This is a genomic window from Streptomyces sp. NPDC047002 (assembly GCF_040704505.1).
Classification (GTDB): Bacteria; Actinomycetota; Actinomycetes; order Streptomycetales; family Streptomycetaceae; genus Streptomyces.
In genome coordinates this window covers 1-21,998 of sequence record NZ_JBEYWC010000013.1, presented here as the reverse complement: position 1 = coordinate 21,998, position 21,998 = coordinate 1, and the positions used below count along the sequence as shown (strand labels likewise).

19 protein-coding genes, 1 tRNA gene and 2 pseudogenes are annotated in these 21,998 nt (G+C 71.2%); 15 read left to right on the top strand and 7 right to left on the bottom strand.

From position 1 onward, the window contains the following. Nucleotides 1-58: 58 nt before the first annotated feature. Nucleotides 59-625, bottom strand: coding sequence for a GNAT family N-acetyltransferase (locus AB0910_RS14725; protein WP_366744966.1), 567 nt, complete (start codon nucleotides 623-625; stop codon nucleotides 59-61). Between the two features lie 169 nt (nucleotides 626-794). Beyond that, nucleotides 795-1,910, bottom strand: a complete 1,116-nt coding sequence (locus AB0910_RS14720) for a spore photoproduct lyase family protein (protein WP_366745080.1) — start codon at nucleotides 1,908-1,910, stop codon at nucleotides 795-797. Between the two features lie 295 nt (nucleotides 1,911-2,205). On the opposite strand from AB0910_RS14720, the gene AB0910_RS14715 reads away from it, so the two are divergent. From AB0910_RS14715 to AB0910_RS14695, 5 genes and pseudogenes are all read left to right on the top strand, one after another. Then, on the top strand, nucleotides 2,206-3,747 hold the full coding sequence (locus AB0910_RS14715; protein WP_366744965.1) for a cryptochrome/photolyase family protein: 1,542 nt from the start codon (nucleotides 2,206-2,208) through the stop codon (nucleotides 3,745-3,747). 185 nt (nucleotides 3,748-3,932) lie between these two features. Beyond that, a complete protein-coding gene (locus AB0910_RS14710; protein ID WP_366744964.1) occupies nucleotides 3,933-5,294 on the top strand; it encodes a C1 family peptidase in 1,362 nt (453 codons plus the stop codon). 73 nt (nucleotides 5,295-5,367) lie between these two features. Further along, nucleotides 5,368-5,605: pseudogene (locus tag AB0910_RS14705) on the top strand (ADP-ribosylglycohydrolase family protein); the annotation flags it as partial. Nucleotides 5,606-5,802: 197 nt separating this feature from the next. Next, entirely contained in the window at nucleotides 5,803-6,753 is a 951-nt protein-coding gene (locus AB0910_RS14700) for a hypothetical protein (protein ID WP_366744963.1), read from the top strand. A gap of 1,271 nt (nucleotides 6,754-8,024) precedes the next feature. Continuing rightward, a pseudogene (locus AB0910_RS14695) lies at nucleotides 8,025-8,288 on the top strand (site-specific integrase); the annotation flags it as partial. A 51-nt stretch (nucleotides 8,289-8,339) separates the two neighbouring features. Here the strand turns inward: AB0910_RS14695 and AB0910_RS14690 are convergent. Then, nucleotides 8,340-8,413 (bottom strand) — tRNA-Gly (locus AB0910_RS14690). A gap of 216 nt (nucleotides 8,414-8,629) precedes the next feature. Here AB0910_RS14690 and AB0910_RS14685 point away from each other — a divergent pair. From AB0910_RS14685 to AB0910_RS14675, 3 genes are all read left to right on the top strand, one after another. Then, nucleotides 8,630-8,812 (top strand): hypothetical protein, encoded by a 183-nt coding sequence (locus AB0910_RS14685; RefSeq protein WP_366744962.1) that lies wholly within the window; start codon nucleotides 8,630-8,632, stop codon nucleotides 8,810-8,812. Nucleotides 8,813-8,984: 172 nt separating this feature from the next. After that, nucleotides 8,985-9,560, top strand: coding sequence for a dCTP deaminase (gene dcd / locus AB0910_RS14680; protein WP_366744961.1), 576 nt, complete (start codon nucleotides 8,985-8,987; stop codon nucleotides 9,558-9,560). Further along, nucleotides 9,553-10,086, top strand: coding sequence for a phosphoribosyltransferase (locus tag AB0910_RS14675; protein ID WP_366744960.1), 534 nt, complete (start codon nucleotides 9,553-9,555; stop codon nucleotides 10,084-10,086). Before dcd ends, AB0910_RS14675 begins: the two co-directional genes overlap by 8 nt. A gap of 88 nt (nucleotides 10,087-10,174) precedes the next feature. On the opposite strand, the gene AB0910_RS14670 is transcribed toward AB0910_RS14675, so the two are convergent. Beyond that, nucleotides 10,175-11,113, bottom strand: coding sequence for a YIP1 family protein (locus AB0910_RS14670; RefSeq protein WP_366744959.1), 939 nt, complete (start codon nucleotides 11,111-11,113; stop codon nucleotides 10,175-10,177). A 188-nt stretch (nucleotides 11,114-11,301) separates the two neighbouring features. On the opposite strand from AB0910_RS14670, the gene AB0910_RS14665 reads away from it, so the two are divergent. Further along, nucleotides 11,302-11,967 (top strand): hypothetical protein, encoded by a 666-nt coding sequence (locus AB0910_RS14665; protein ID WP_366744958.1) that lies wholly within the window; start codon nucleotides 11,302-11,304, stop codon nucleotides 11,965-11,967. A gap of 68 nt (nucleotides 11,968-12,035) precedes the next feature. On the opposite strand, the gene AB0910_RS14660 is transcribed toward AB0910_RS14665, so the two are convergent. Both AB0910_RS14660 and AB0910_RS14655 read right to left on the bottom strand, forming a co-directional pair. After that, a complete protein-coding gene (locus AB0910_RS14660; RefSeq protein ID WP_366744957.1) occupies nucleotides 12,036-14,387 on the bottom strand; it encodes a (Fe-S)-binding protein in 2,352 nt (783 codons plus the stop codon). Nucleotides 14,388-14,503: 116 nt separating this feature from the next. After that, on the bottom strand, nucleotides 14,504-15,076 hold the full coding sequence (locus AB0910_RS14655; protein WP_366744956.1) for a sugar transferase: 573 nt from the start codon (nucleotides 15,074-15,076) through the stop codon (nucleotides 14,504-14,506). Nucleotides 15,077-15,518: 442 nt separating this feature from the next. Here AB0910_RS14655 and dnaK point away from each other — a divergent pair, with 442 nt between their 5' ends. The 4 genes from dnaK (at nucleotide 15,519) to AB0910_RS14635 (ending at nucleotide 19,820) form a co-directional block, all read left to right on the top strand. Further along, the gene (gene dnaK / locus AB0910_RS14650) at nucleotides 15,519-17,378 is read left to right on the top strand and encodes a molecular chaperone DnaK (RefSeq protein WP_366744955.1); all 1,860 of its coding nucleotides are present in this window, start codon (nucleotides 15,519-15,521) and stop codon (nucleotides 17,376-17,378) included. After that, nucleotides 17,375-18,067 (top strand): nucleotide exchange factor GrpE, encoded by a 693-nt coding sequence (gene grpE, locus AB0910_RS14645; protein WP_366744954.1) that lies wholly within the window; start codon nucleotides 17,375-17,377, stop codon nucleotides 18,065-18,067. Before dnaK ends, grpE begins: the two co-directional genes overlap by 4 nt. Before the next feature lie 90 nt (nucleotides 18,068-18,157). Next, a complete protein-coding gene (dnaJ, locus tag AB0910_RS14640; protein WP_366744953.1) occupies nucleotides 18,158-19,339 on the top strand; it encodes a molecular chaperone DnaJ in 1,182 nt (393 codons plus the stop codon). A 4-nt stretch (nucleotides 19,340-19,343) separates the two neighbouring features. Then, nucleotides 19,344-19,820, top strand: a complete 477-nt coding sequence (locus AB0910_RS14635) for a helix-turn-helix domain-containing protein (RefSeq protein WP_366744952.1) — start codon at nucleotides 19,344-19,346, stop codon at nucleotides 19,818-19,820. A gap of 128 nt (nucleotides 19,821-19,948) precedes the next feature. Here AB0910_RS14635 and AB0910_RS14630 read toward each other — a convergent pair whose 3' ends face one another. Beyond that, complete coding sequence (locus AB0910_RS14630) at nucleotides 19,949-20,938, bottom strand: helix-turn-helix transcriptional regulator (RefSeq protein ID WP_366744951.1); 990 nt, start codon at nucleotides 20,936-20,938, stop codon at nucleotides 19,949-19,951. A gap of 237 nt (nucleotides 20,939-21,175) precedes the next feature. Between AB0910_RS14630 and AB0910_RS14625 the strand changes: the two genes are divergently transcribed. Then, nucleotides 21,176-21,484 carry a hypothetical protein gene (locus AB0910_RS14625; protein WP_366744950.1) on the top strand — a complete coding sequence of 103 codons (309 nt, stop codon included), beginning with the start codon at nucleotides 21,176-21,178 and terminating at the stop codon, nucleotides 21,482-21,484. Further along, nucleotides 21,481-21,801 (top strand): (2Fe-2S)-binding protein, encoded by a 321-nt coding sequence (locus AB0910_RS14620; protein WP_366744949.1) that lies wholly within the window; start codon nucleotides 21,481-21,483, stop codon nucleotides 21,799-21,801. Before AB0910_RS14625 ends, AB0910_RS14620 begins: the two co-directional genes overlap by 4 nt. The last annotated feature ends 197 nt before the right edge of the window (nucleotides 21,802-21,998 follow it).

Here is a 21,998-nt window from a genome sequence, read left to right as displayed (position 1 = left end):
CCAGAACGACCAGCCGCCCCCCGACGTTCCGTCCGGCCCTCAGGAACCGCCCGGAACCCTACGATCCGCCCGCGCCCGACGCCCACTGCTCGGCCGTCATGCGCCAGATCACGCGGATGCCGGTCTCGCCGGGGGCCTCGGGACCTTCGGGGGCGGGGGCCCGGGACACCTCGGTGAGGCCGAGACGGCGGGCGACGGCGCCGCTCGCGGGGTTGGCCGCGTCGTGGTGGATCTCGACGCGCTCGGTGCCCGCGAGCGCGAACGCCTCGCGGACGAGCGCGCCGGCGGCCATGGTGGCGAGGCCCTGGCCGGTCCATCGGGGGTGGAGCCAGTAGCCGATCTCCAGGCCGCCGGGGCCGATCCTGCGCACGAGCCCGCAGCTGCCGACGACGGCGGAGGCCGCCGTGATCGCGTAGCCGAAGCCCTCGCCCGACTGCCACTCGACCTGGTTGCGGGCGAGGAACTCCGCGGTCTGCTGCCTGTCGTGGCTCGCGGCCCAGGGCATCCAGGGGATCAGGTGCTCCAGCGACTCGGCGGTCGCCCGCGCCAGCTCGGCGAGGTCGGCCGTACGCCATCGCCGCAGCTCAACCCGGTCGCAGGAGAGGATTTCCGCAGGCTTGTCCATGGGCCGATGCTTCCGCAGCGTGGCGGGAGGCCACAAACGCATTACCGGCGCCCGGGCGGCGGGACCCCGGCGGTCCGAGGCGGTCTCGGCGGCCCGCGGCGGTCCGCGGCGGTCCGAGGCGCTCCCCCACCGCCCCACCGCCCCCCGCCTCAGAACACGTACCGCAGCCTCAGAACGCGTACCGCACCCGCAGCCACGGCGCGTGCGCCGCGATCAACTCCCGCAGCCGGGCCAGGGCTTCGCGCTTGACACCGCGGGTGTAGCGGACGTTGAGCGCGCCGTTCTCCGAGCGCTTGGACTCCTGGGCGTCCGGCTGCCACAGCACGTCCTCGGCCCGCGGATGCCATCCGAGGTTGACCTCGTGCAGCCGCTGGTTGTGGGTGAGCATGATCACCTCGGCGCCCGCCTGCTCCTTCACCCGGCCGGGCAGCACGTCGTCGAGGTGGGTGAGCAGCTCGGCCCAGTCCCGCTGCCAGCCGGGCCGCAGCACGACGGGGGAGAGGTTGAAGTGGACCTCGTACCCCGCGTCGAGGAAGTCCGCCGCGGCCGCGATGCGCTCGGTAACCGGGCTCGTACGCAGGTCGAGCAGGCGCGAGTCGTCGGGCGGCATCACCGAGAAGCGCACCCGGGTACGGCCCAGCGGATCCAGCGCGAGCAGGTCGGGGTTGACGAACTTCGTCGCGAACGACGCCTTGGCCGTGGGCAGTTCGCGGAAGGCAGCGACCAGGTCGGCCGTGTTGTCGCAGACCAGCGCATCCACCGAGCAGTCGCCGTTCTCGCCGATGTCGTACACCCACGCCTCGGGATCACACTGGTTCGGCTCGCGCTTGGGCCCCTGCGCCCGCACATGCGCCCGCACACGGGCGACGATCGCCTCGATGTTGGTGAAGAGTGTGATCGGGTTGGCATAGCCCTTGCGGCGCGGTACGTAGCAGTACGCGCAGGCCATCGCGCACCCGTTGGACGCGCCTGGCGCGATCCAGTCGGCCGACCTGCCGTTGGGCCGGGTCGCCAGGGACTGCCTGACGCCCAGCACCAGCGTCTCGGTCTTGATCCTGGTCCACCGGCCGATGTTGCCCTCGTTGCCGTGCAGCGAGGGGATCCGCCAGTGGCTCGCCACCTCGGTGACCGGCACCCCGGGCAGCCCCGCGAGGATCTGCCGGCCGCGCGGCGAGGCGAGCGCCGCGGGCTCCGCGTACACCTCACGGACGTCCAGCATCCGCCGCGCCCGCGGGCTGTCCCGGAAGCCGCCGCCCGGCGGCGGCCCGCCCTCCCACTCGAACAGCGGCGGCTGCTCGGGCGCGTCCGGGGGCCGGTCGCCGGGACGTTCGTGCACGCCACCACTCCTGTCGTACGCCCCCGTGGCCCAGGAACCCGACCCTAAGGCCCCCGGCCGGGCGCACGGCGCAGGCGCGGCCGGAGCGTCGCCGTGCGCCCGCGCGTCCCGGCTGACACCATCGCGCGTGCGGCCGCCGTCCGGCCCGCGGCACAGTGCGACGCAAACACAGCACAACACAACACAGCGCAACACAACGCCACCCGGCACACACCCCCCACGCCCCGAGAGGCGGACCAGGCCCATGGCACCGCGCCCCCACTGGATCTTCGGGGACCAACTCGGTCCGCACTTCATCGACCCGCGCCACGGCGGCCCCGACGCCCACGCCCCCCTGATCATGATCGAGGCGCGTTCGGTGCTGCGCAGGCGCCGCTTCCACCGCGCCAAGGCGCATCTCGTCCTCTCGGCGATGCGGCACCGCGCCGCCGAACTCGGCGACCGGGTCACCTACGTACGGGCCGAGACGTACGCCGAGGGCCTTGAGCGCGCCCTCGGCCGCCCAACCCACCGCGCCAAAGCCGCAGATGAGGGCGCTCGCCTCACCGTCCACCACCCCACCTCGCGCCGGGCCCGGGACTTCGCCGCCGCGCTGGACGGCGTGGAGGTCCTGCCGGCGCGCGGTTTCCTCGTGCCGCACGCCGAGTTCGCCGAGTGGGCGGGCCGCCACGGCGGCACGTCCCTCCGGCTCGAAGGCTTCTACCGCTGGGTGCGTGAGCGCCGCGGCCTGCTGATGGACGGCGAAGAACCGGCCGGCGGCCGGTGGAACCTGGACCACGACAACCGCGAACCCCCGCCCCGCGACCGGGACACCCTCGACATCAAGGGGCCCTGGCGGCCACGCGAGGACGCCATCGACGAGGAGGTGCGCCACGACCTGGACCGGTGGGAGCGCGCAGGCGACGTCTCCTTCGTCGGCCGCGACGGCCCGCGCCGCTTCCCCGCGACCCGGCGCGAGGCGCTGGCGGCGCTGCGCCACTTCGTCACCCACCGCCTCCCCGGCTTCGGCGGCCAGGAGGACGCGATGCTCGCGGCCGACCCGGTGATGAGCCACAGCCTGCTCTCCGCGCCCCTCAACCTCGGCCTGCTCGACCCGGCCGAGTGCGTGGAGCGCGCGGAACGCGCCTACCGGGCGGGCGACGCGCCCCTCAACAGCGTCGAGGGGTTCGTCCGGCAGATCGCCGGCTGGCGCGAGTACGTGTGGCACCTGTACTGGCACTTCGGCGAGGACTACCGCCACCGCAACGCGCTGCGGCACACCGCACCGCTGCCCGACTGGTTCCTCGAACTCGACGCAGGGGCCGTCACCGCCAACTGCCTCTCCACCGTGCTCGCGCAGGTACGGGACACCGGCTGGACCCACCACATCCCCCGGCTGATGGTGCTCGGCAGCCGGGCCCTCCAGGACGGCTGGGACCCCGAGGCCGTCACGGACTGGTTCCACCGCTGCTTCGTCGACGGCTACGACTGGGTGATGCTGCCGAACGTCGTCGGGATGTCGCAGTACGCCGACGGCGGCCTGATGACCACCAAGCCGTACACCTCGGGCGGCGCGTACATCCACCGCATGAGCGATCTGTGCGGGCCCTGCGCGTACCGCCCCACCGACCGCACGGGCGAGCGCGCCTGCCCCTTCACCGCGGGCTACTGGGCCTTCCTGCACCGGCACCGCGACCGGCTCGCCGCCAACCACCGCACGGCGCGCGCCGTCCACGGCCTCGACCGCCTAACAGACCTCGGCGAGCTCCTCGACGAGACGGCACGGCGCGGCGACGCGGCGCCCTGAGCGCGGGCCGGGCGGCCTGCGCATGCCGTCGGCGCCCCGCCCGCCGGCCCCCTGCCCCGTCCTCGACGCCCCGGATGTCCCGGCGGTGTCCCGGCCGCGGATACGCCGTTGACTCCACCCGAACGGCAGTGCAACGTGGAGGCAGCGCTCCGCTCGGGAGCACGGGGAACTGGAGGCAGGCTGCCGTGACCTTCGGACATGACGACTCCCGACCGGCCGTACCGCGCGCCCTCACGCCGGACCAGATCGAGGCGTACGAGAAGGACTTCGCGGCCCGCCCGGCCAACCAGCTGATGCAGAACGCCGTCACGCGGACCCCCGTCGACGACGTCGCCCTCGACCGTCGCGTCCTCACCGGCATCGACCACTCGGTCTCCCACCACCTGGACGACTGGAAGGCCACCAACCAGAAGCAGAGCGGCCGCTGCTGGATGTTCGCGGGGCTCAACCTGCTGCGGGTCGGCGCCGCCCGCAAACTCGGCGTGAAGGACTTCGAGTTCTCCCAGAACTACCTGCTGTGGTGGGACAAGTTCGAGCGGGCCAACCACTTTCTCGAAGCGGTGATCGAGACCTCGGACCGCGACGTGGACGACCGCACCATCGCGCACCTGCTCACCGACCCGATCGGCGACGGCGGGCAGTGGAACATGTTCGTGGCGCTCGTCGCCAAGCACGGCCTCGTACCCAAGTCGGCCATGCCGGAGACCGACAGCTCCTCCGCGACCCGCGCGATGAACCGGGCCCTCCAGACCCTGCTGCGGCAGGGCGCGTCCGAACTGCGCGCCCTGGCGCCCGCGGACGCCGAGGCGCAGCGTGAGCACAAGCGCGAGATCCTGGGCGCCGTGCACCGGGTGCTCAGCATCCACCTCGGCACCCCGCCGCGGCGCTTCCTGTGGCAGTGGGAGGACAAGGACAAGGAGTTTCACCGCGACGGCTGGCTCACCCCCGCCGAGTTCGCCGCCTCGTACGTGGAACTCCCGCTCGACGAGTACGTCTGCCTGGTGCACGACCCGCGCGAGTCGAGCCCGGTCGGCCGCACCTTCACCGTCGAGTACCTGGGCAACATCGTGGACGTCCCGCCGGTCGTCTACCTCAACGCCGGGATGGACCTGCTGAAGCGGCTGGCCGCCGAGACGGTCGTCGGCGGCGAGCCGGTCTGGTTCGGCTGCGACGTGGCCAAGATGATGCACAGCGAGACCGGCGTCTGGGACGCCCGCCTCTTCGACTACGCCGCCGTCTACGACGCGCCGTTCACCATGGACAAGGCCGACAGGCTGCTGCACCACGACACGCAGATGACCCACGCGATGCTGTTCACGGGCGTCGACATGGTGGACGGCAGCCCGCGCCGCTGGCGGGTGGAGAACAGCTGGGGCGAGCAGAAGGCCGACAAGGGCTTCTGGACCATGAACGACTCCTGGTTCGGCGAGCACGTCTTCGAGATCGCCGTCCGCCGCTCCGCCCTCCCACCCGATCTGGCCGCCGCCCTCGACCACCCCCCGATCCCCCTCCCCGCCTGGGACCCCATGGGCGCCCTCGCACGCTGACGCCGGGTCCGACGCCATGTGCGGCGGAGTCGGCTGGGTCCCGGACGAGGGGGCGAGGGCGGCGCCGAGGGGCAAGGTCATCGAGCTACAGATCGAGGGCCTGCTCACCAACGGCGATCCGTGCGACCGCGCGGCGGCCGAGAACTTCCGCGTCAAAACGCGGGCCGCGGGCAACGGAACCCTGATGCGCCTCGACCGCCGCGGCCCACTTCGCCGCACGCGGGAGGCGGGCGACGCCGGACGCCGCCCGCCGGATCGCGGCCCTCACTCACGGCGACTGGGCGGCCTGGGAAGGCATCGCTGTCCTCCACGGAGGACGCGCTCCGGGCCGCAGTCGACCTGGGCGGCGACACGGACACCGTGACGGCTGACCACATCGCACGCGGGAACGGCGGCGGCACACCCCGCCCAAGAATGGCGTCGCGATTTCCTGATGTACCGTCAATAAACCGACGAAGCACGTTCCTCTGCGCCGAGAGGCGGGGGAGGAGAAGGGGGACGGCGAGCGATGGACTCTCGGAGCAGATCCCGCCAACGGCACGAGCGGATCGACATCATCACCGCGTGGAGCCGCTCAGGGGTCCTGGCAGAGCGCCCCAGGCTGCCCATCGAGGAGCAGTTCGCTGAGCGTGTGACACGGATGGGCTCCCGGTTCTTCGTCCCGCTCCCGCCGGCCTACTCGGACGACCTCCGGTACAACACGCAGGTCTCCTTCCTGCTGGAAGCCCTCGACGCCCTGCCCCGCCGCCCGGACATCGCCTTCGACTCGGTGTGGAAGGTGCTGGAGAGGACCGCCGTCGCCACATATCTGCCCGCTCCTCAAGTGAACCGGCGGCCCAACGTCATGGACGCGCTGAAGATCCTCAGCGCCGACCCGCGGATGTCCGGTCCGGTCACAGAGGCGCTGCTCGCCAACGTCCCGAGCCAGACCTGCGGATATCTCTTCAAACGCCTCATCACGCGGGAGCCCGAGGAGAGCAGCCGTGAGGTCCACAGACGGCTGTCGTCGGGATACGGCGCCGGAGACCCGCTGCCCGCCGAGATAGACACCTTCCGCACCCTCGTGGAGGGACAGTACGCCGCCCCCGACGCGGACACCGCCCGTCGCGGTGCCTTCCTCCTGCGCCGAGCCCTCGCGGGGGAGAACCTGGACATCGACGGGACCCGGGTCGCCCTCTCGCCCCCCGCCCGGCTCCGTGTCCTGCTCTGCGGGATCCTCTACACCGCCCGGAACGAGCGCTACCACGGTGAGTCCTTCTCCCCGTTCTACAGCAGCGCAGCGAGCATCAGGACCTACACCCACCCGCACTACCTGTTCCTCGCGGCCTACGCCCTCGTGCACCTCGCCTGGGCGCACGGCAACGCCCCCTACGCCCCGACGCCGGCCGCCGTCCACGACAACACCGCCCTCAACCTCCACGAGGCCCGCACCCTTTACGCCCGCCACTGGACGGCCTGACCCCCGCACGCGCTGCGGCTGTGGGACGGACGAATGCCTGCTCCCCGCAGCGGTCGCAAGCAGAAGCCGATGGCCGACCAGACCGAAGCGATCACGTGAAGTCGCGCCGTACCACCCGGTAGTCGTCATCCTCGACCAATACCGCACACAGGTGGTGTCCTTACCCGCCAGTGACTCCCCGCTGGTGGAACGCGTCAGCGCATTCACCCGGGGAAGGACCGGCGAGGACGGCGGCAAACACGGATTTCTCCAGCCTCTCGACGCGCGACGCGTCTCCGAGCCGCCGACTCGCACGGAGAAAACCTCTACCCGCACCTCTCCTTGGCTGCAATTCCTGGAAGACCTCGGAAGAAGTCGCCCTACGTTCTCCTCGACGAGCGACACGACAGCGCCGCGCCCGGCCTCTCAGTGTCACGCCCCCCGAAAACCCGGCCGCGGAATTGAGCGCAAGTCCGCGCAACAACCTGGGGCCCGGCTGGAGAAAGCCAGCGGCACACTGGCGCAGAAGGGCCGTTAGCCGAACCCGCGGGTGCCGGGGCGGAGTGGTCCGGACTCCGCGGCAGAGGTCGCAGACACGCTCATGGAGGTCGATACCGAGCGCGGTGCCGACCTCATGATGTACCTCGCAGGGGGCGATCTCGGCATGTCCGGTCGGCTTCGTCGCCGACGTGAGCGCGCACGCCTGGCCGTGCGGCGCATAGTGCGATCGTCGGGCAACCTTCGACGGCGTCGTGGGCGGAGCCGGCGCCGCCGCGTCCGACTCGAAGATCTACAGAAAACGCTATTGAGTCACGCAGCATCTGCATTCCCTTCTCCATCTACCGTGAAGGGGCGTCCTATCGAATTGAGACAGCCGCCCTCGCGAATGCGCCTCTTTTCGAGCCACCGGGCCGTAACCGTGTCTCACTCCGTGACGATGGACTGTCCCGACCCGCCGTATCCAGGAGAAGGCATGGGGTATCAAGTCAAGTGTGGATCAACGAGAACCAAGACCGGTAAGCCTTGCCAGAGGCCGGCCATGATCGGCTACTCTCGCTGCCAAACACACCGAGGTGACTGGACTCCGAAGCAGAAAAGGAAGACGAAGAAGCGCTGAGCGGCCAGAGGAGGCGCCCCTGTGCGATGCGGAGTTGGGCAGGCGTACCCGCCGACACTATGCCCTAAATGTCGCTTCCTCTGCAGTTGGTTCAAAACAGCTCACCCCTCCAGAAAACCCGCAGGTCACTGAGCCTGCTCCCCGCACCCGCGGGGATGGACCGGCGCGGACTGCGGTCGGCCTGCCGGACACATTCCGCTTCTACGACCTGCGGCACACAGGGCACACCCTGGCCACTCGTTCGGGCGCCACCCTGAAGGACACGATGGTTCGCGCCGGGCAGTCCTCTGAGCGGGCCGCGCTCATGTATCAGCATTCGGACATGGAGCGGCAGCAGGAAGTTGCGGCCGGGCTGGACGAGCTGGTGCAGCGGCAGCGAAAAGCTGCACGGGAGAAGCAGGGCGGCCAACCTGGCACGGATCTGGCACGCGACGCTTAGAGAGGTCTAGACAACACGAAAGCCCCGGGCCGCCGGCCTGGGGCTTTTCTTTGGAGCGGGTGACGAGAATCGAACTCGCGCTCTGAGCTTGGGAAGCTCATGTTCTACCATTAAACTACACCCGCATGATGGGCGCCGATGGTCCGTGGCGGGCCTCGGCGTCGTGTCGTCTGTACTGTACCCCATCCGCTGTGGGGTGGCGCGGGGTCGCTGCGTGGCGGGTGGACGCGGGTGTGGTGGGCGGGAGTTGGGGGCGTAGCGTGGGTGCCGGAGCGGCGGCGCGGTGTTGTCCTGGTCATCCCCTAATGTGGCGTTCGTCCGCGTTCTGGGGAAGGGACCTGATGGATTTGATGGAGCGCACCCTCGTCCGCTGTGCCGAAGGCCATGTGTTCAGCACGGCGTCGTTCCCGATGCAGCATCTCGACGCCGGGAGGATCGGTCCCGGCCGGCTCATCCGGTGTCCCCGGTGCGCGCGGCTGCGCAGTGCGGTGCCGGTGGCCCTGGGGCATCAGCAGCAGCGCTAGGCCGTCTCCGCACGGTCGCGTCCGGCTCTCGACCCCCGGTGCGCTCGCGAGGCGGCCGGGGGCGCCCCCGGCCGCCTCACGGGTCCACGCGCCCGCCGCCGGGAGCCGGCGTCCGCGGGTGCGCGGGGCGGCCGGTTCCTGGCGGCCCGCGCACTCTGCGTATCCTCGGGGCGTGCTTCTCTCCGACAAGGACATCCGCGCCGAGCTCGATTCCGGCAGCGTCCGCATCGAACCGTACGACCCCTCGATGGTGCAGCCCTCCAGCATCGACGTGCGGCTCGACCGGTATTTCCGGGTCTTCGAGAACCACCTGTACCCGCACATCGACCCCGCCGTGGAGCAGTCGGGGCTCACCCGGCTCGTGGAGCCGGAGGGCGACGACGCGTTCATCCTGCACCCGGGGGAGTTCGTGCTCGCCTCGACGTACGAGGTGATCTCCCTGCCCGACGGCATCGCCTCTCGGCTGGAGGGCAAGTCGAGCCTGGGGCGGCTCGGGCTGGTGACGCACTCGACGGCCGGGTTCATCGACCCGGGGTTCTCCGGGCACGTCACGCTTGAGCTGTCGAACATGGCGACGCTGCCCATCAAGCTCTGGCCCGGCATGAAGATCGGGCAGCTGTGCCTGTTCCGGCTGAGCTCGCCCGCCGAGTTCCCCTACGGGTCGAAGCGCGCCGGGTCGCGCTACCAGGGGCAGCGGGGGCCGACGGCCTCGCGGTCCTATCTGAATTTCCACCGGACCGATGTCTGACGGTCCGCTGTCCGAGGCGGGAGCGGTTGTGAGTGCGTCGCGTGAGGAACTGTCGTACGAGCAGTTCGGTGTGGCCGTGCGGGAGCTGGCGCAGAGCGTCGCCGACGACGGGTACGAGCCCGACATAGTCCTCAGCATCGCCCGCGGCGGCGTCTTCGTCGCCGGTGGCCTCGCGTACGCGCTGGACTGCAAGAACATCCACCTGGTCAACGTGGAGTTCTACACGGGCGTGGGGACCACCCTCGCGATGCCCGTCATGCTGGCGCCCGTGCCGAACGTCGTGGACTTCGGCAACAAGCGCGTCCTGATCGCCGACGACGTCGCCGACAGCGGCAAGACGCTGAAGCTGGTGCGCGACTTCTGCGTGGAGCACGTCGCCGAGGTCCGCAGCGCCGTCATCTACGAGAAGTCGCAGTCGCTGGTGAAGTGCGAGTACGTGTGGAAGCGCACCGACCAGTGGATCAATTTCCCGTGGAGCGTTCAGCCGCCCGTGGTGCGGCGCTCCGGGCAGGTGCTCGACGCCTGAGGCTCCCTGGAGCCCCTGGAGCCCCTGGAACGCCTGGAGGCCCCTGGCACGCCGGGGGCCTCAGGCGTCCAGCACCTGCCTCAGGTCCTCAGAACGTCCCCAGCTTCACCAGCGAGAGCAGCGCGAGCAGCTCGATCGCACAGGCGCCGAGCGCCTTCGGCCAGGGGAGGTCGTGGGACTTGCGCACCATCGACGTCATCAGGAAGCCGGCGGCGAGCCAGGTGAGCCAGCCGAGCACCTGCACGAAGCCGTTGTCGCCGCCGAGGAAGGCCGCGAAGACCAGGCGGGGCGCGTCGGTCAGCGACATGATCAGCATGGAGAGGCCGACCGTGGGCTGCCAGGAGCCGTCGCCGCCGAGCTGGCGGGCGAGGGTGTGGGTGACCGCGCCGAGGATGAGCCCGCCGATCACGAACGCGACGCCCGTGATCAGCACGTACGGGACCGCCGTCGACAGCGTGGAGCCTATGACGTCGTCCCTGGCGTCGTCGAAGCCGAACAGCGCGAGCATGCCGTAGATCAGCGTGACGACCAGCGCGGGGCCCCAGACGGGGTAGTCGCGCATCTGGAGGAACGTCTGCGCGGGCCGCAGCACGATCCCGGCGAGCAGCTCGCGCCAGGGCAGCCGCGGGCCGCTGGGCGCGGGCGCGGCCCCCGCGCGGTAGGTCGCGCCGTCGCCGTACGGGTCGTCGACGCGGAACGCCTGGGTGAAGCCGGGGTTGTTCGCGTCGGGGTGCGGGTCGGCCGAGGGGATGCCGCCGCCCGCGGGGCCCTGCGGGTGGTACGGGTCGCCCTGCGGCCGCTGCTGGTACGGGTGGGGCGCGGCGTTCTGCGGCGGCGCGTAATACGGGTGCTGCTGCGGGTGCTGCGGCGGCTCCCCGAAGTACTCCGGCTCGCCGCTGTACGGCCCCTGAGCCGCCGGTGCGCCCGCCGGCGGCCACTGCGCCTGCTGCTGCCGCACGTGCGGGTTCTGCGGTTGCTGTCGCGGGTCGCGGTTGTCCCGGCCGCGTCCGTTCCTGAATCCAGCCACGCTCCCGAACGTACCCGCTCGCGGCGGGCCCGGCGGCCGAGGGCGGCGGACGGGCACGTCATTGCGTCCGTCCTGTGACATCCCCCAGGGGGTTTCCCTGACGCCCCGCGCCGCCGTGCGTCGCGCTGGGTGAGCGTTCGCATACGTTGGGTCCCTGGTGTATCCGTTCCCCGCAACCTGGAGGTCCCATGTCGTCGTCCGTACGGCCCGCCGTCGCCTCCGCGCTGGCCGCGCCGCTCCTGCTCCTGACCGCCTCCGCCGTGCCCGCCGCCGCCCAGGGCGGCACGGCCGAGGACGGTACGTACTACGTGAAGGAAGCCGCCACCGGCCGGTGCCTCGCCGGTGCGCGGCTCGCCACCTGCGGATCCGAGGGCACCGTGTGGACCGTGCGCAACCACGGCGACGGCACGGTGCAGTTCCTCCAGGCGGGCACGGAGCGGCGCTGCCTCGCGCTGCCCGCGACGACCGCCTATCCGGCCGCCGTCCGGATGGATGCCTGCGACGCCGCGCCCGGGGCGCCGGCCTCGCCCGCGACGCCCGTCACGCTGCCGGCGCCCGTGGGCACGCCCACCGCGTCCGCGTCGCCCGCCGCGGCGCCGAGCCCCTCGGCGGCGCCGGGCGCGCCGACCGCCGCCGGCCCCTCGCAGGCGGGGGCGTCCGCGTCCCCGTCGCAGGCCGGGGCGTCCGCCGCTGCCGACCCCGCGGACCGGTGGCGGATCGAGGGGTGGGCCGACGGGCCCGCGACGATCGCGCACGCGTACCCGCCCGCCGGGCGGCTCGCGGTGCAGGGCTCGGTGGTGCGGGTCAGCAACAACAGCTCGGCCATGTGGGTGCTCGAACCCGTACGGAAGTGACGCGGGCGCGCCCGCACGCATGAGGGCCCGGGGCGCAGCGCCCCGGGCCCTCACTGTCCGTCAGGGGGCTACTTCACCGGCTCGGGCTCCGGCGCGTCGGCGGCCTCGGGCGTTCCCGCCGGGTCGGCGGGGGTCTTCACCGAGTCGAGCAGCAGCTGCGCCACGTCCACGACCTGGAGCGACTCCTTCGCCTTGCCGTCGCCCTTCTTGCCGTTGACCGAGTCGGTCAGCATGACGAGGCAGAACGGGCAGGCCGTCGAGACGATGTCCGGGTCGAGCGAGAGCGCCTCGTCGACGCGCTCGTTGTTGATGCGCTTGCCGATGCGCTCCTCCATCCACATGCGCGCGCCGCCCGCGCCGCAGCAGAAGCCGCGCTCCTTGTGGCGGTGCATCTCCTCGTTGCGCAGCCCCGGCACCTTGGCGATGATCTCGCGCGGCGGCGTGTAGACCTTGTTGTGGCGGCCCAGGTAGCAGGGGTCGTGGTACGTGATCAGGCCCTCGACCGGCGTGACGGGGGTGAGCCTGCCCTCGTCCACCAGGTGCTGGAGCAGCTGGGTGTGGTGGATGACCTCGTACTCGCCGCCGAGCTGCGGGTACTCGTTGGCGATGGTGTTGAAGCAGTGCGGGCAGGTCGCGACGATCCTCTTGGCCGACCGGGGTTTCCTCCCGGCCGCCGCGGCGCCTGCGGCGTCGTCACCGTCGGCCGCACCGGCCGCGGCGTCGGCTTCGTCGGCGTCCGGCTCGCCGAACGCCATGTTCAGCATCGCCACGTTCTCCTGGCCGAGCTGCTGGAACAGCGGCTCGTTGCCGAGGCGGCGTGCGGAGTCGCCGGTGCACTTCTCGTCGCCGCCCATGATCGCGAACTTCACGCCCGCGATGTGCAGCAGCTCGGCGAAGGCCTTGGTGGTCTTCTTGGCGCGGTCCTCCAGGGCGCCCGCGCAGCCGACCCAGTAGAGGTAGTCGACCTCGGAGAGGTCCTCGATGTCCTTGCCGACGACCGGGACGTCGAAGTCCACTTCCTTGATCCACTCAAGGCGCTGCTTCTTCGCGAGGCCCCACGGGTTGCCGCGCTTCTCCAGGTTCTTCAGCATCGTGCCCGCCTCGCTCGGGAACGCGCTCTCGATCATCACCTGGTAGCGGCGCATGTCGACGATGTGGTCGACGTGCTCGATGTCGACGGGGCACTGCTCGACGCAGGCGCCGCAGGTGGTGCAGGACCACAGCACGTCCGGGTCGATGACGCCGCCCTCTTCGAGCGTCCCGATCAGCGGCCGCTCGGCCTCGGCGAGCGCCTCCGCGGGCACCCCGGCCAGCTGCTCCGGGGTGGCCTTCTCGGCGCCCTCCGCGTCCTTGCCGCCGCCCGCGAGGAGGTAGGGCGCCTTGGCGTGCGCGTGGTCGCGCAGCGACATGATCAGGAGCTTCGGCGAGAGGGGCTTGCCGGTGTTCCAGGCGGGGCACTGCGACTGGCAGCGCCCGCACTCGGTGCAGGTGGAGAAGTCGAGGAGGCCCTTCCAGGAGAAGTGCTCGACCTGCGAGACGCCGAAGACGGTCTCCGCGGCGTCCTCAGCCTCCCCTTCGTCTTCGTCGAAGACCGTCTCGAAGTCGATGACCTTGCCCCCGCTGGCCATCGGCTGGAGCTCGCCGAGCGCGGTCGCGCCGTCCGCGCGCCGCTTGAACCAGATGTTCGGGAAGGCGAGGAAGCGGTGCCAGGCGACGCCCATGTCGGTCTTGAGCGCCACGGTGATCATCCAGATGAACGAGGCGCCGAGCTTGATCATCGCGAACAGGTAGACGAGGTTCTGCTGGGTGCCGGTGCCCAGCCCGCGGAAGGCGGCGACCAGCGGGTACGAGAGGAGGTACGAGACGGTGTACGACTCCTCGTGGTGCAGCGAGCCCTCCAGGCCGCGCAGCGCCAGGATGCACAGGCCGATGATGAGGATGACGGCCTCGACGAAGTACGCCTGGCCGAAGTTGGAGCCCGCGAAGCGGGACTTGCGCTCCGCGCGGCCCGGCTTGGAGAGCTGCCTGATGACGATGAGCACCAGGATGCCGAGGGTGGTCAGCACGCCGATGAGGTCGACGAAGATCTCGTACGGCGCCCAGTCGCCGATGACCGGGAGCAGCCAGTCCGCGCGGAACAGCTGGCCGAAGGCGTTGACCAGGGTGAGGATCAGCGAGAAGAAGCCGACGGCGACGAACCAGTGGGCCACGCCGATGACGCCCCACCGGTTCATCCGGGTGTGGCCGAGGAACTCTCTCGCCACGGTCAGGGTGCGGGCGCCGGGTTCGTCGGTGCGCGTGCCGGCGGGGACGGACTGGCCGAGCCGCAGGTAGGCGACGATCTGCGCGACGGCGCGGCAGAACAGCGCCACACCGACGACGGCGAGCACCAGCGACACGATGATCGCGGCGAGTTGCATGGAGGGCTCCTCGGGCCTGCGAGGTGGGGAGGTTTCGCGGGCTTTCCGCGCGCTGCGACCGCTCGGCGCGGCCGTACTAAGCGGTAACTTAATCTGTTCCGACTGAGCGTACCCACTTATGGGGCTGCAATGTAGCGCTGCCGCCGGTGATCTGTGTCGCTCACCGTGACATGTCCGCGCACCACAAGCGAACCCGGCCGCCGGGCCGCGCGGGCGGGGCGCAGGGCCCCGGCCAGGGCGGCGCAGGAGCGGGCGAGCAGCGCCAGGTCGCCGCCGAGCCAGTGGTCCTCGACGTACGCCTGGTCGAGCAGCGCAGGCTCGTCCCAGGGCATCCGCGAGCCGCGCCGCAGCTGTGCGGGCCCCGTAAGGCCCGGCCGTACGGTGCCCCGCCAGGCGGCGCGGGTGCGCGGGTGGCCCACGGGCAGCGGCGCGGGGCCGACGAGCGACAGCCGGCCGCGCACCACCTCGGGCAGCCGGGACAGCAGGTCGAGCCGGAGGTGACGGGTGTTCAGGGAGCGCAGGGTGAAGGGCAGTCCGCCACGTCCGGCGACGTCCTGCCGGACGAGGACGCGGCCCTCGCGCAGGGCGAGCGCGGCGGCCGCCGCGGCGAGCAGGGGCGCGGCGAGCACGAGCAGGGCCGCGCCCAGGAGGGCGTCGAGGGCACGTTTGGGCCCGGGCAGGCGTTCCACCAGGAGGAGGGCGGCGCCGGCCGGTCTTCGCGCGGGCGCCCTTTGCCGGTCGGCGGGGGCGGTCGGGGGGCCGGGGCGCCGGGTGAACCGCATGGGCGGCCGTCCGTTCTTTGGGGGCTCTGGTCTCTCGGGGCTCTGGGGCTCTGGGGGCTCTCGGGGATGCTGTCTGAAAAATTATGTTCGTTCCTCTTTGCCGGATTCTGCGGGATTCTGCGGGGTTGCTGGTGTTGCCGTGCCCTCCGGGAGTCGGGCCGGAGGCGGAGCCGGGGCGTGTGTCGGCGCTCGCTGCGGGGTCGGCGGTGTGCCGTTCCCGCAGCTCGGCGGCGGGTCTCCGGAGGCGACCGCACAATAGTTGAGTCCGATCGACTCAGGTCTGTTGACTCCTCGGGATTCGTGTTGCATCCTTGAGCCTGTTGCACTCAAGTCAGCTGGAGGAATTGAAATGGCACGTGCGGTCGGCATCGACCTGGGCACGACTAACTCCGTCGTCAGCGTTCTCGAAGGCGGCGAGCCCACCGTCATCACCAACGCCGAGGGCGCCAGGACCACGCCGTCCGTCGTCGCCTTCGCCAAGAACGGCGAAGTGCTCGTCGGCGAGGTCGCGAAGCGCCAGGCGGTCACCAACGTCGACAGGACCATCCGGTCGGTCAAGCGCCACATGGGCACCGACTGGAAGATCAACCTCGACAACAAGGACTTCAACCCGCAGCAGATCTCGGCCTTCGTGCTGCAGAAGCTGAAGCGGGACGCCGAGGCGTACCTGGGCGAGAAGGTCGCCGACGCGGTGATCACCGTCCCGGCCTACTTCAACGACTCCGAGCGCCAGGCGACGAAGGAGGCCGGCGAGATCGCGGGCCTCAACGTCCTGCGCATCGTCAACGAGCCGACGGCCGCCGCCCTCGCGTACGGGCTGGAGAAGGACGACCAGACCATCCTGGTCTTCGACCTCGGCGGCGGCACGTTCGACGTCTCGCTGCTGGAGATCGGCGACGGCGTCGTCGAGGTGAAGGCCACCAACGGCGACAACCACCTCGGCGGTGACGACTGGGACCAGCGCGTCGTCGACTACCTGGTCAAGCAGTTCTCCAATGCCCACGGCGTGGACCTGGCGAAGGACAAGATGGCCCTCCAGCGCCTCCGCGAGGCCGCTGAGAAGGCGAAGATCGAGCTGTCCTCCTCCTCGGAGACCACGATCAACCTGCCCTACATCACGGCGTCCGCCGAGGGCCCGCTGCACCTGGACGAGAAGCTCACGCGCGCCCAGTTCCAGCAGCTCACCTCGGACCTGCTGGAGCGCTGCAAGGTCCCGTTCCACAACGTCATCAAGGACGCGGGCATCCAGCTCAGCGAGATCGACCACGTCGTCCTCGTCGGCGGCTCGACCCGTATGCCGGCCGTCGCCGAGCTCGTCAAGGAGCTGACCGGCGGCAAGGACGCCAACAAGGGCGTCAACCCGGACGAGGTCGTCGCCATCGGCGCCGCGCTCCAGGCCGGTGTCCTCAAGGGCGAGGTCAAGGACGTCCTGCTCCTCGACGTGACCCCGCTGTCCCTCGGCATCGAGACCAAGGGCGGCATCATGACCAAGCTGATCGAGCGCAACACCACGATCCCGACGAAGCGCTCCGAGATCTTCACGACGGCCGAGGACAACCAGCCGTCCGTGCAGATCCAGGTCTACCAGGGCGAGCGCGAGATCGCGGCGTACAACAAGAAGCTCGGGATGTTCGAGCTGAGCGGCCTGCCGCCGGCCCCGCGCGGCGTCCCGCAGGTCGAGGTGTCCTTCGACATCGACGCCAACGGCATCATGCACGTGACCGCGAAGGACCTGGGCACGGGCAAGGAGCAGAAGATGACCGTCACCGGCGGCTCCTCGCTGCCGAAGGACGAGGTCGACCGGATGCGCCAGGAGGCCGAGCAGTACGCGGACGAGGACCACAAGCGCCGCGAGGCCGCCGAGACCCGCAACCAGGGCGAGCAGCTCGTCTACCAGACCGAGAAGTTCCTCAAGGACAACGAGGACAAGGTCCCCGGTGACGTGAAGACCGAGGTCGAGACCGCCGTCGGCGAGCTGAAGGAGAAGCTCAAGGGCGAGGACACGGCCGAGATCCGCACCGCCACCGAGAAGGTCGCCGCGGTCTCCCAGAAGCTGGGCCAGGCCATGTACGCGAACGCGCAGGGCGACGCCGCTGCCGCGGGTGCTGCCGGTGCCCCCGGCGCCGAGCAGGCGGCGGACGGCCAGGACGACGTCGTGGACGCCGAGATCGTCGACGACGAGCGTGACAGCAAGGGTGGTGCCGCGTGACGGAGGAGACCCCGGGCTTCGAGGAGGAGCCCGACGTCCCCTCCGGCGCCGACCCCGAGGACGCGCCGAAGGGCGCGGGGCCGGGCTCCGCAGCGGAGTCCGGCCCGGCCGCCCAGGCCGGGGACGTACACGAGAAGACCGCGCTGACGGCGCAGCTGGACCAGGTGCGCACCGCTCTCGGTGAGCGGACCGCGGACCTCCAGCGCCTTCAGGCGGAGTACCAGAACTACCGCAGGCGGGTGGAGCGCGACCGGGTGACCGTGCGCGAGATCGCCGTGGCGAACCTGCTCACCGAGCTGCTTCCGGTGCTCGACGACATCGGCAGGGCGCGGGAGCACGACGAGCTGGTCGGCGGCTTCAAGTCGGTGGGCGAGTCACTGGAGTCGGTCGCCGCCAAGCTGGGCCTCCAGCAGTTCGGCGAGGAGGGCGAGCCCTTCGACCCGACGATCCACGAGGCCCTGATGCACTCGTACGCGCCGGACGTCACCGAGACGACCTGCGTGGCGATCCTCCAGCCCGGGTATCGGTTCGGCGAGCGGACGATCAGGCCCGCCCGGGTCGCCGTGGCCGAGCCCCAGCCGGGGGCGCAGCCCAAGGCGTCCGACGAGGACGCGGCGGGCGAGGGCTCCGGGTCCTCGGCCGAGGACGGGAAGCCCGCGAAGGAGAACGGTGGCCCGGACGAGGGCTGACATGACGGCCGGTGCCGCCGGTGCCGTCGCCACGGCGGCGGCACCGGCCGGCGGCGGCCGGTATCCGGTTCGGGAGGAGGGACGTCGGGAGTGAGCACCAAGGACTTCGTCGAGAAGGACTACTACAAGGTCCTCGGCGTCCCCAAGGACGCCACAGAGGCCGAGATCAAGAAGGCGTACCGGAAGCTCGCGCGCGAGTTCCACCCGGACGCCAACAAGGGCGACACGAAGGCCGAGGAGCGCTTCAAGGAGATCTCCGAGGCGAACGACATCCTCGGCGACCCGAAGCGGCGCAAGGAGTACGACGAGGCCCGCAGCCTGTTCGGGAACGGCGGCTTCCGCCCGGGTCCGGGCGCGGGCGGCGGCGGCACGTTCAACTTCGACCTGGGCGACCTCTTCGGCGGGGGGCCCCAGGGCGGCGGCGCCCCGCAGGGCGGCTTCGGCGGCGGCCTCGGGGACGTGTTCGGCGGGCTGTTCAACCGCGGCGGTGGCGGCACGCGCACGCAGCCGCGGCGCGGCCAGGACATCGAGTCCGAGGTGACGCTGAGCTTCACCGAGGCGGTGGACGGGGCGACCGTGCCGCTGCGGATGTCCAGCCAGGCGCCCTGCAAGGCGTGTTCCGGCACCGGCGACAAGAACGGCACGCCCCGCGTCTGCCCGACCTGCGTCGGCACCGGGCAGGTCTCGCGCGGCACCGGCGGCGGGTTCTCGCTGACCGATCCGTGCGTCGACTGCAAGGGCCGCGGGCTGATCGCCCAGGACCCCTGCGACGTGTGCAAGGGCAGCGGGCGCGCCAAGTCGTCGCGCTCCATCCAGGTCCGCATCCCCGCGGGCGTCTCCGACGGGCAGCGGATCAGGCTGCGCGGCAAGGGCACGCCAGGCGAGCGGGGCGGCCCCGCGGGCGACCTTTACGTGGTCGTCCATGTGGGCAGCCATCCGGTGTTCGGCCGCAAGGGCGACAACCTCACGGTGACCGTGCCCGTCACGTTCGCGGAGGCCGCGCTCGGCGGCGAGGTGAAGGTGCCCACCCTCGGCGGGCCGCCGGTGACGCTGAAACTGCCGCCGGGCACGCCGGCCGGGCGCACGATGCGTGCGCGCGGCAAGGGGGCCGTCCGCAAGGACGGGACCCGCGGGGACCTGCTCGTCACGGTCGAGGTGGCCGTGCCGAAGGACCTCGGGACCGATGCGCGCGACGCGCTGGAGGCGTACCGCAAGGCGACCGCGGGTGAGGACCCGAGGGCGGAGTTGTTCCAGGCAGCGAAGGGAGCATGACGTCATGGACAGGGACGGCGGCGGCGCCAGGCGCCGCGCCCCGGCCGGTTTCGGCGGGGCGTACGAGCTGACGGAGGAGACCCCGGTCTACGTCATCTCGGTGGCGGCCCAGCTGTCCGGGCTGCACCCGCAGACGCTGCGCCAGTACGACCGCCTCGGGCTCGTCTCGCCCGACCGCACGGCGGGGCGCGGCAGGCGCTACTCGGCGCGCGACATCGAGCTGCTCCGCCAGGTGCAGCAGCTGTCGCAGGACGAGGGCATCAACCTGGCGGGGATCAAGCGGATCATCGAGCTGGAGAACCAGGTAGCCGCGCTCCAGTCGCGGGTGGCCGAGCTGTCGGCCGCGCTGGACGGCGCGGCGGCGGCGATGCGGCAGCGCGAGGCGCAGGTGCACGCGTCGTACCGGCGGGATCTGGTGCCCTACGAGGATGTGCGGCAGGCGAGCGCGCTGGTCGTGTGGCGGCCGAAGCGGCCGGAGTGACACGGCCGGGGCGCGGAGGTTGCGCAGCAGGTCTGGGAGGTGGGGCGGGGCGCCGTGGCGGGCGTCCCGCCCCGCGCCGGTTCTGCTCCGGCGTGCGGGGGGTGGCGGCGGTGCGGTGTGCGCCGGTGTCAGCCCTCGTGGCCGTCGCCCAGGATGCCCGAGCGCGCGATGAGGAAGCCGAGCTGTGCCCTGCTGCCGCTGCCGAGTGCGGCGGCGAGCTTGGCGATGTGGGCGCGGCAGGTGCGGACGTTCATGCCGAGGCGCCGCGCGATGGCCTCGTCGACGAGCCCCTCGACGAGGAGTTTGGCGATGGAGCGCTGCACCTCGGTGACGCCCTCGGAGTCCGGTCCTGAGGGCAGCGGCTGGACCAGCGGGGTGGCGCGCTGCCAGAGGTGCTCGAAGACCTTGGTGAGGTAGGCGACGAGGCCGGGGTGGCGCAGTTCGAGCGCCGCGCTGTCGTCGTCGCGCGCCGGGATGAAGGCGACCACGTCGTCGCAGATGATCAGCCGCTCGATGAGCTGTTCGAGGGTTCTTATCTCCATCTTCGCGCCGGCCAGGTGGTCGATGTAGGCGAAGGTGTTCTGGCTGTAGCGCACGGTGTGCTGGTAGAGCGTGCGCATGCTGATGCCCCGGTCGATGAGGGGCTTGCTGCGGGTGATGGCCTGGCTCAGCAGGTGTTCCGGGCGGCCGCCGCCGGGCTGGACGGTGAGCACTTCCTTCTTCAGCGCGGCGGTGGCGACGTCGAGGGCGGCGTTGATGCGGTGGGAGCCTTCGAGCACGGTGATGGCGTGGATACTGGGCGGCGCCTGGGCGCTGATGGCCATGAACTCGTCGAAGGACTCGGTCAGGTCGACGGTGTGCTGCCTGCGCTCCTGTATCTCCCGTTCGAGGGGGTGCAGGCGCTGGGCGAGGGCTATGGAGGGCGCCACCGGACGCAGCCAGTCCGGATCGTCCGGGTCCGGGTGGAGAAGGGCGAAGTCGATCAGGCACGGAGCGCTCGCCACCTCGCGCCTGGTGATGCGGCCGGCTTGGAGGGCGGCGGCATAGAGACGCTTACCTTCGGCACACAGATCGGTTAGAGAGTGCCGATGCGCCCTGTCTGTACCATTCATGCTCATTTATCCACCCCTCAGGTTGCTGAACCTGCAGGAACATGATGCCTCGGTGTTGTGGCGCGGAGATCCTGGTGTGAGCCATTGTCGTTTTTGACGGGGGAGAGATTCCATCAAGTGAGGACGAAGCTGGCGATGAAGAAGAGATTGCTTCGCTCGACGCTTGCCGCGGCGTTCGCGATCCCGTTGGCGTTCGCAACTGTCGTTGCCTCGGGCGTCGGGTCCGGGAACTCTCCGGAGTCCGTGCACAGCACGTCGGTGGGGGCCGGCCCCGGCAGTCATGAGGCCGTCGCCGCGGACCTCAGTTGGCCCGCTTCGCACGCGGGCACCCCGCAGGTGCGTCCGGCCGACATCAGCTGGCCCCTCGCACCCGCGGACATCAGCTGGCCCGTGGAGCCCGCCGACATCAGCTGGCCCGCTGCCGCCCCCGCGGTCAGCCCGGCTGACATCAGCTGGCCCGCGGCGGCTCACGGCGCCACCCCGGCCGCGAGCCAGGGAGACATCAGCTGGCCCGCGGCAGCCGCGGGGCAGCAGGCGGTCTTCGGCGCATGACGACGCCCGCGGACGACAGGAGTCTTCGGCGCGAGATGGCCGCGGCCTACCGGTCCGGATGGCACGTGGTCGACCTCGTCTCCGCGATTCCGCGGCGCGGGGACTCGGTCCGGGTCACCCTGCTCGGAGAGCCCGTGCTCGTCGTGCGCGAGGAGGACGACGACGTCCGTGCGTACCGTTGTCTGCGCCGCCCCCGTGGTGCTCCGCAGCGGGTCCGATGCTGCATCAGGTATGACATGATTTTTGTTAATCTTGATCGGCGTGACCACGAGCTCGTAGGACCACAACCCCATACAGCCACCCCCCGCAGTGCCTGAGCGATTCCCCCGTCGTAACAAGTCGCTCAGGCGCTTCCCCCACACAACGGCGCCATCGTGGACCTGAAACGCGATGGCGCCGTTGTGCTGCCCGGACGCGTGCGCGAGCGCGGCCCTGGGCCGCGGCACCGGCGAGAGCGCCGCGCTGTACGGCTCCGGCTACCCGAAGCCGTCCGAGTACCCCTCGGGCCTCACGC

Coding starts and splice junctions, on each gene's coding strand:
- AB0910_RS14665 (WP_366744958.1), top strand. CDS start 11,302: ATGTCGTCGTCCGTACGGCCCGCCGTCGCCTCCGCGCTGGCCGCGCCG.
- AB0910_RS14660 (WP_366744957.1), bottom strand. CDS start 14,387: ATGCAACTCGCCGCGATCATCGTGTCGCTGGTGCTCGCCGTCGTCGGT.
- AB0910_RS14675 (WP_366744960.1), top strand. CDS start 9,553: ATGTCTGACGGTCCGCTGTCCGAGGCGGGAGCGGTTGTGAGTGCGTCG.
- dnaK (WP_366744955.1), top strand. CDS start 15,519: ATGGCACGTGCGGTCGGCATCGACCTGGGCACGACTAACTCCGTCGTC.
- AB0910_RS14715 (WP_366744965.1), top strand. CDS start 2,206: ATGGCACCGCGCCCCCACTGGATCTTCGGGGACCAACTCGGTCCGCAC.
- AB0910_RS14620 (WP_366744949.1), top strand. CDS start 21,481: ATGACGACGCCCGCGGACGACAGGAGTCTTCGGCGCGAGATGGCCGCG.
- AB0910_RS14635 (WP_366744952.1), top strand. CDS start 19,344: ATGGACAGGGACGGCGGCGGCGCCAGGCGCCGCGCCCCGGCCGGTTTC.
- AB0910_RS14685 (WP_366744962.1), top strand. CDS start 8,630: ATGGATTTGATGGAGCGCACCCTCGTCCGCTGTGCCGAAGGCCATGTG.
- AB0910_RS14725 (WP_366744966.1), bottom strand. CDS start 625: ATGGACAAGCCTGCGGAAATCCTCTCCTGCGACCGGGTTGAGCTGCGG.
- AB0910_RS14630 (WP_366744951.1), bottom strand. CDS start 20,938: ATGAGCATGAATGGTACAGACAGGGCGCATCGGCACTCTCTAACCGAT.
- AB0910_RS14700 (WP_366744963.1), top strand. CDS start 5,803: ATGGACTCTCGGAGCAGATCCCGCCAACGGCACGAGCGGATCGACATC.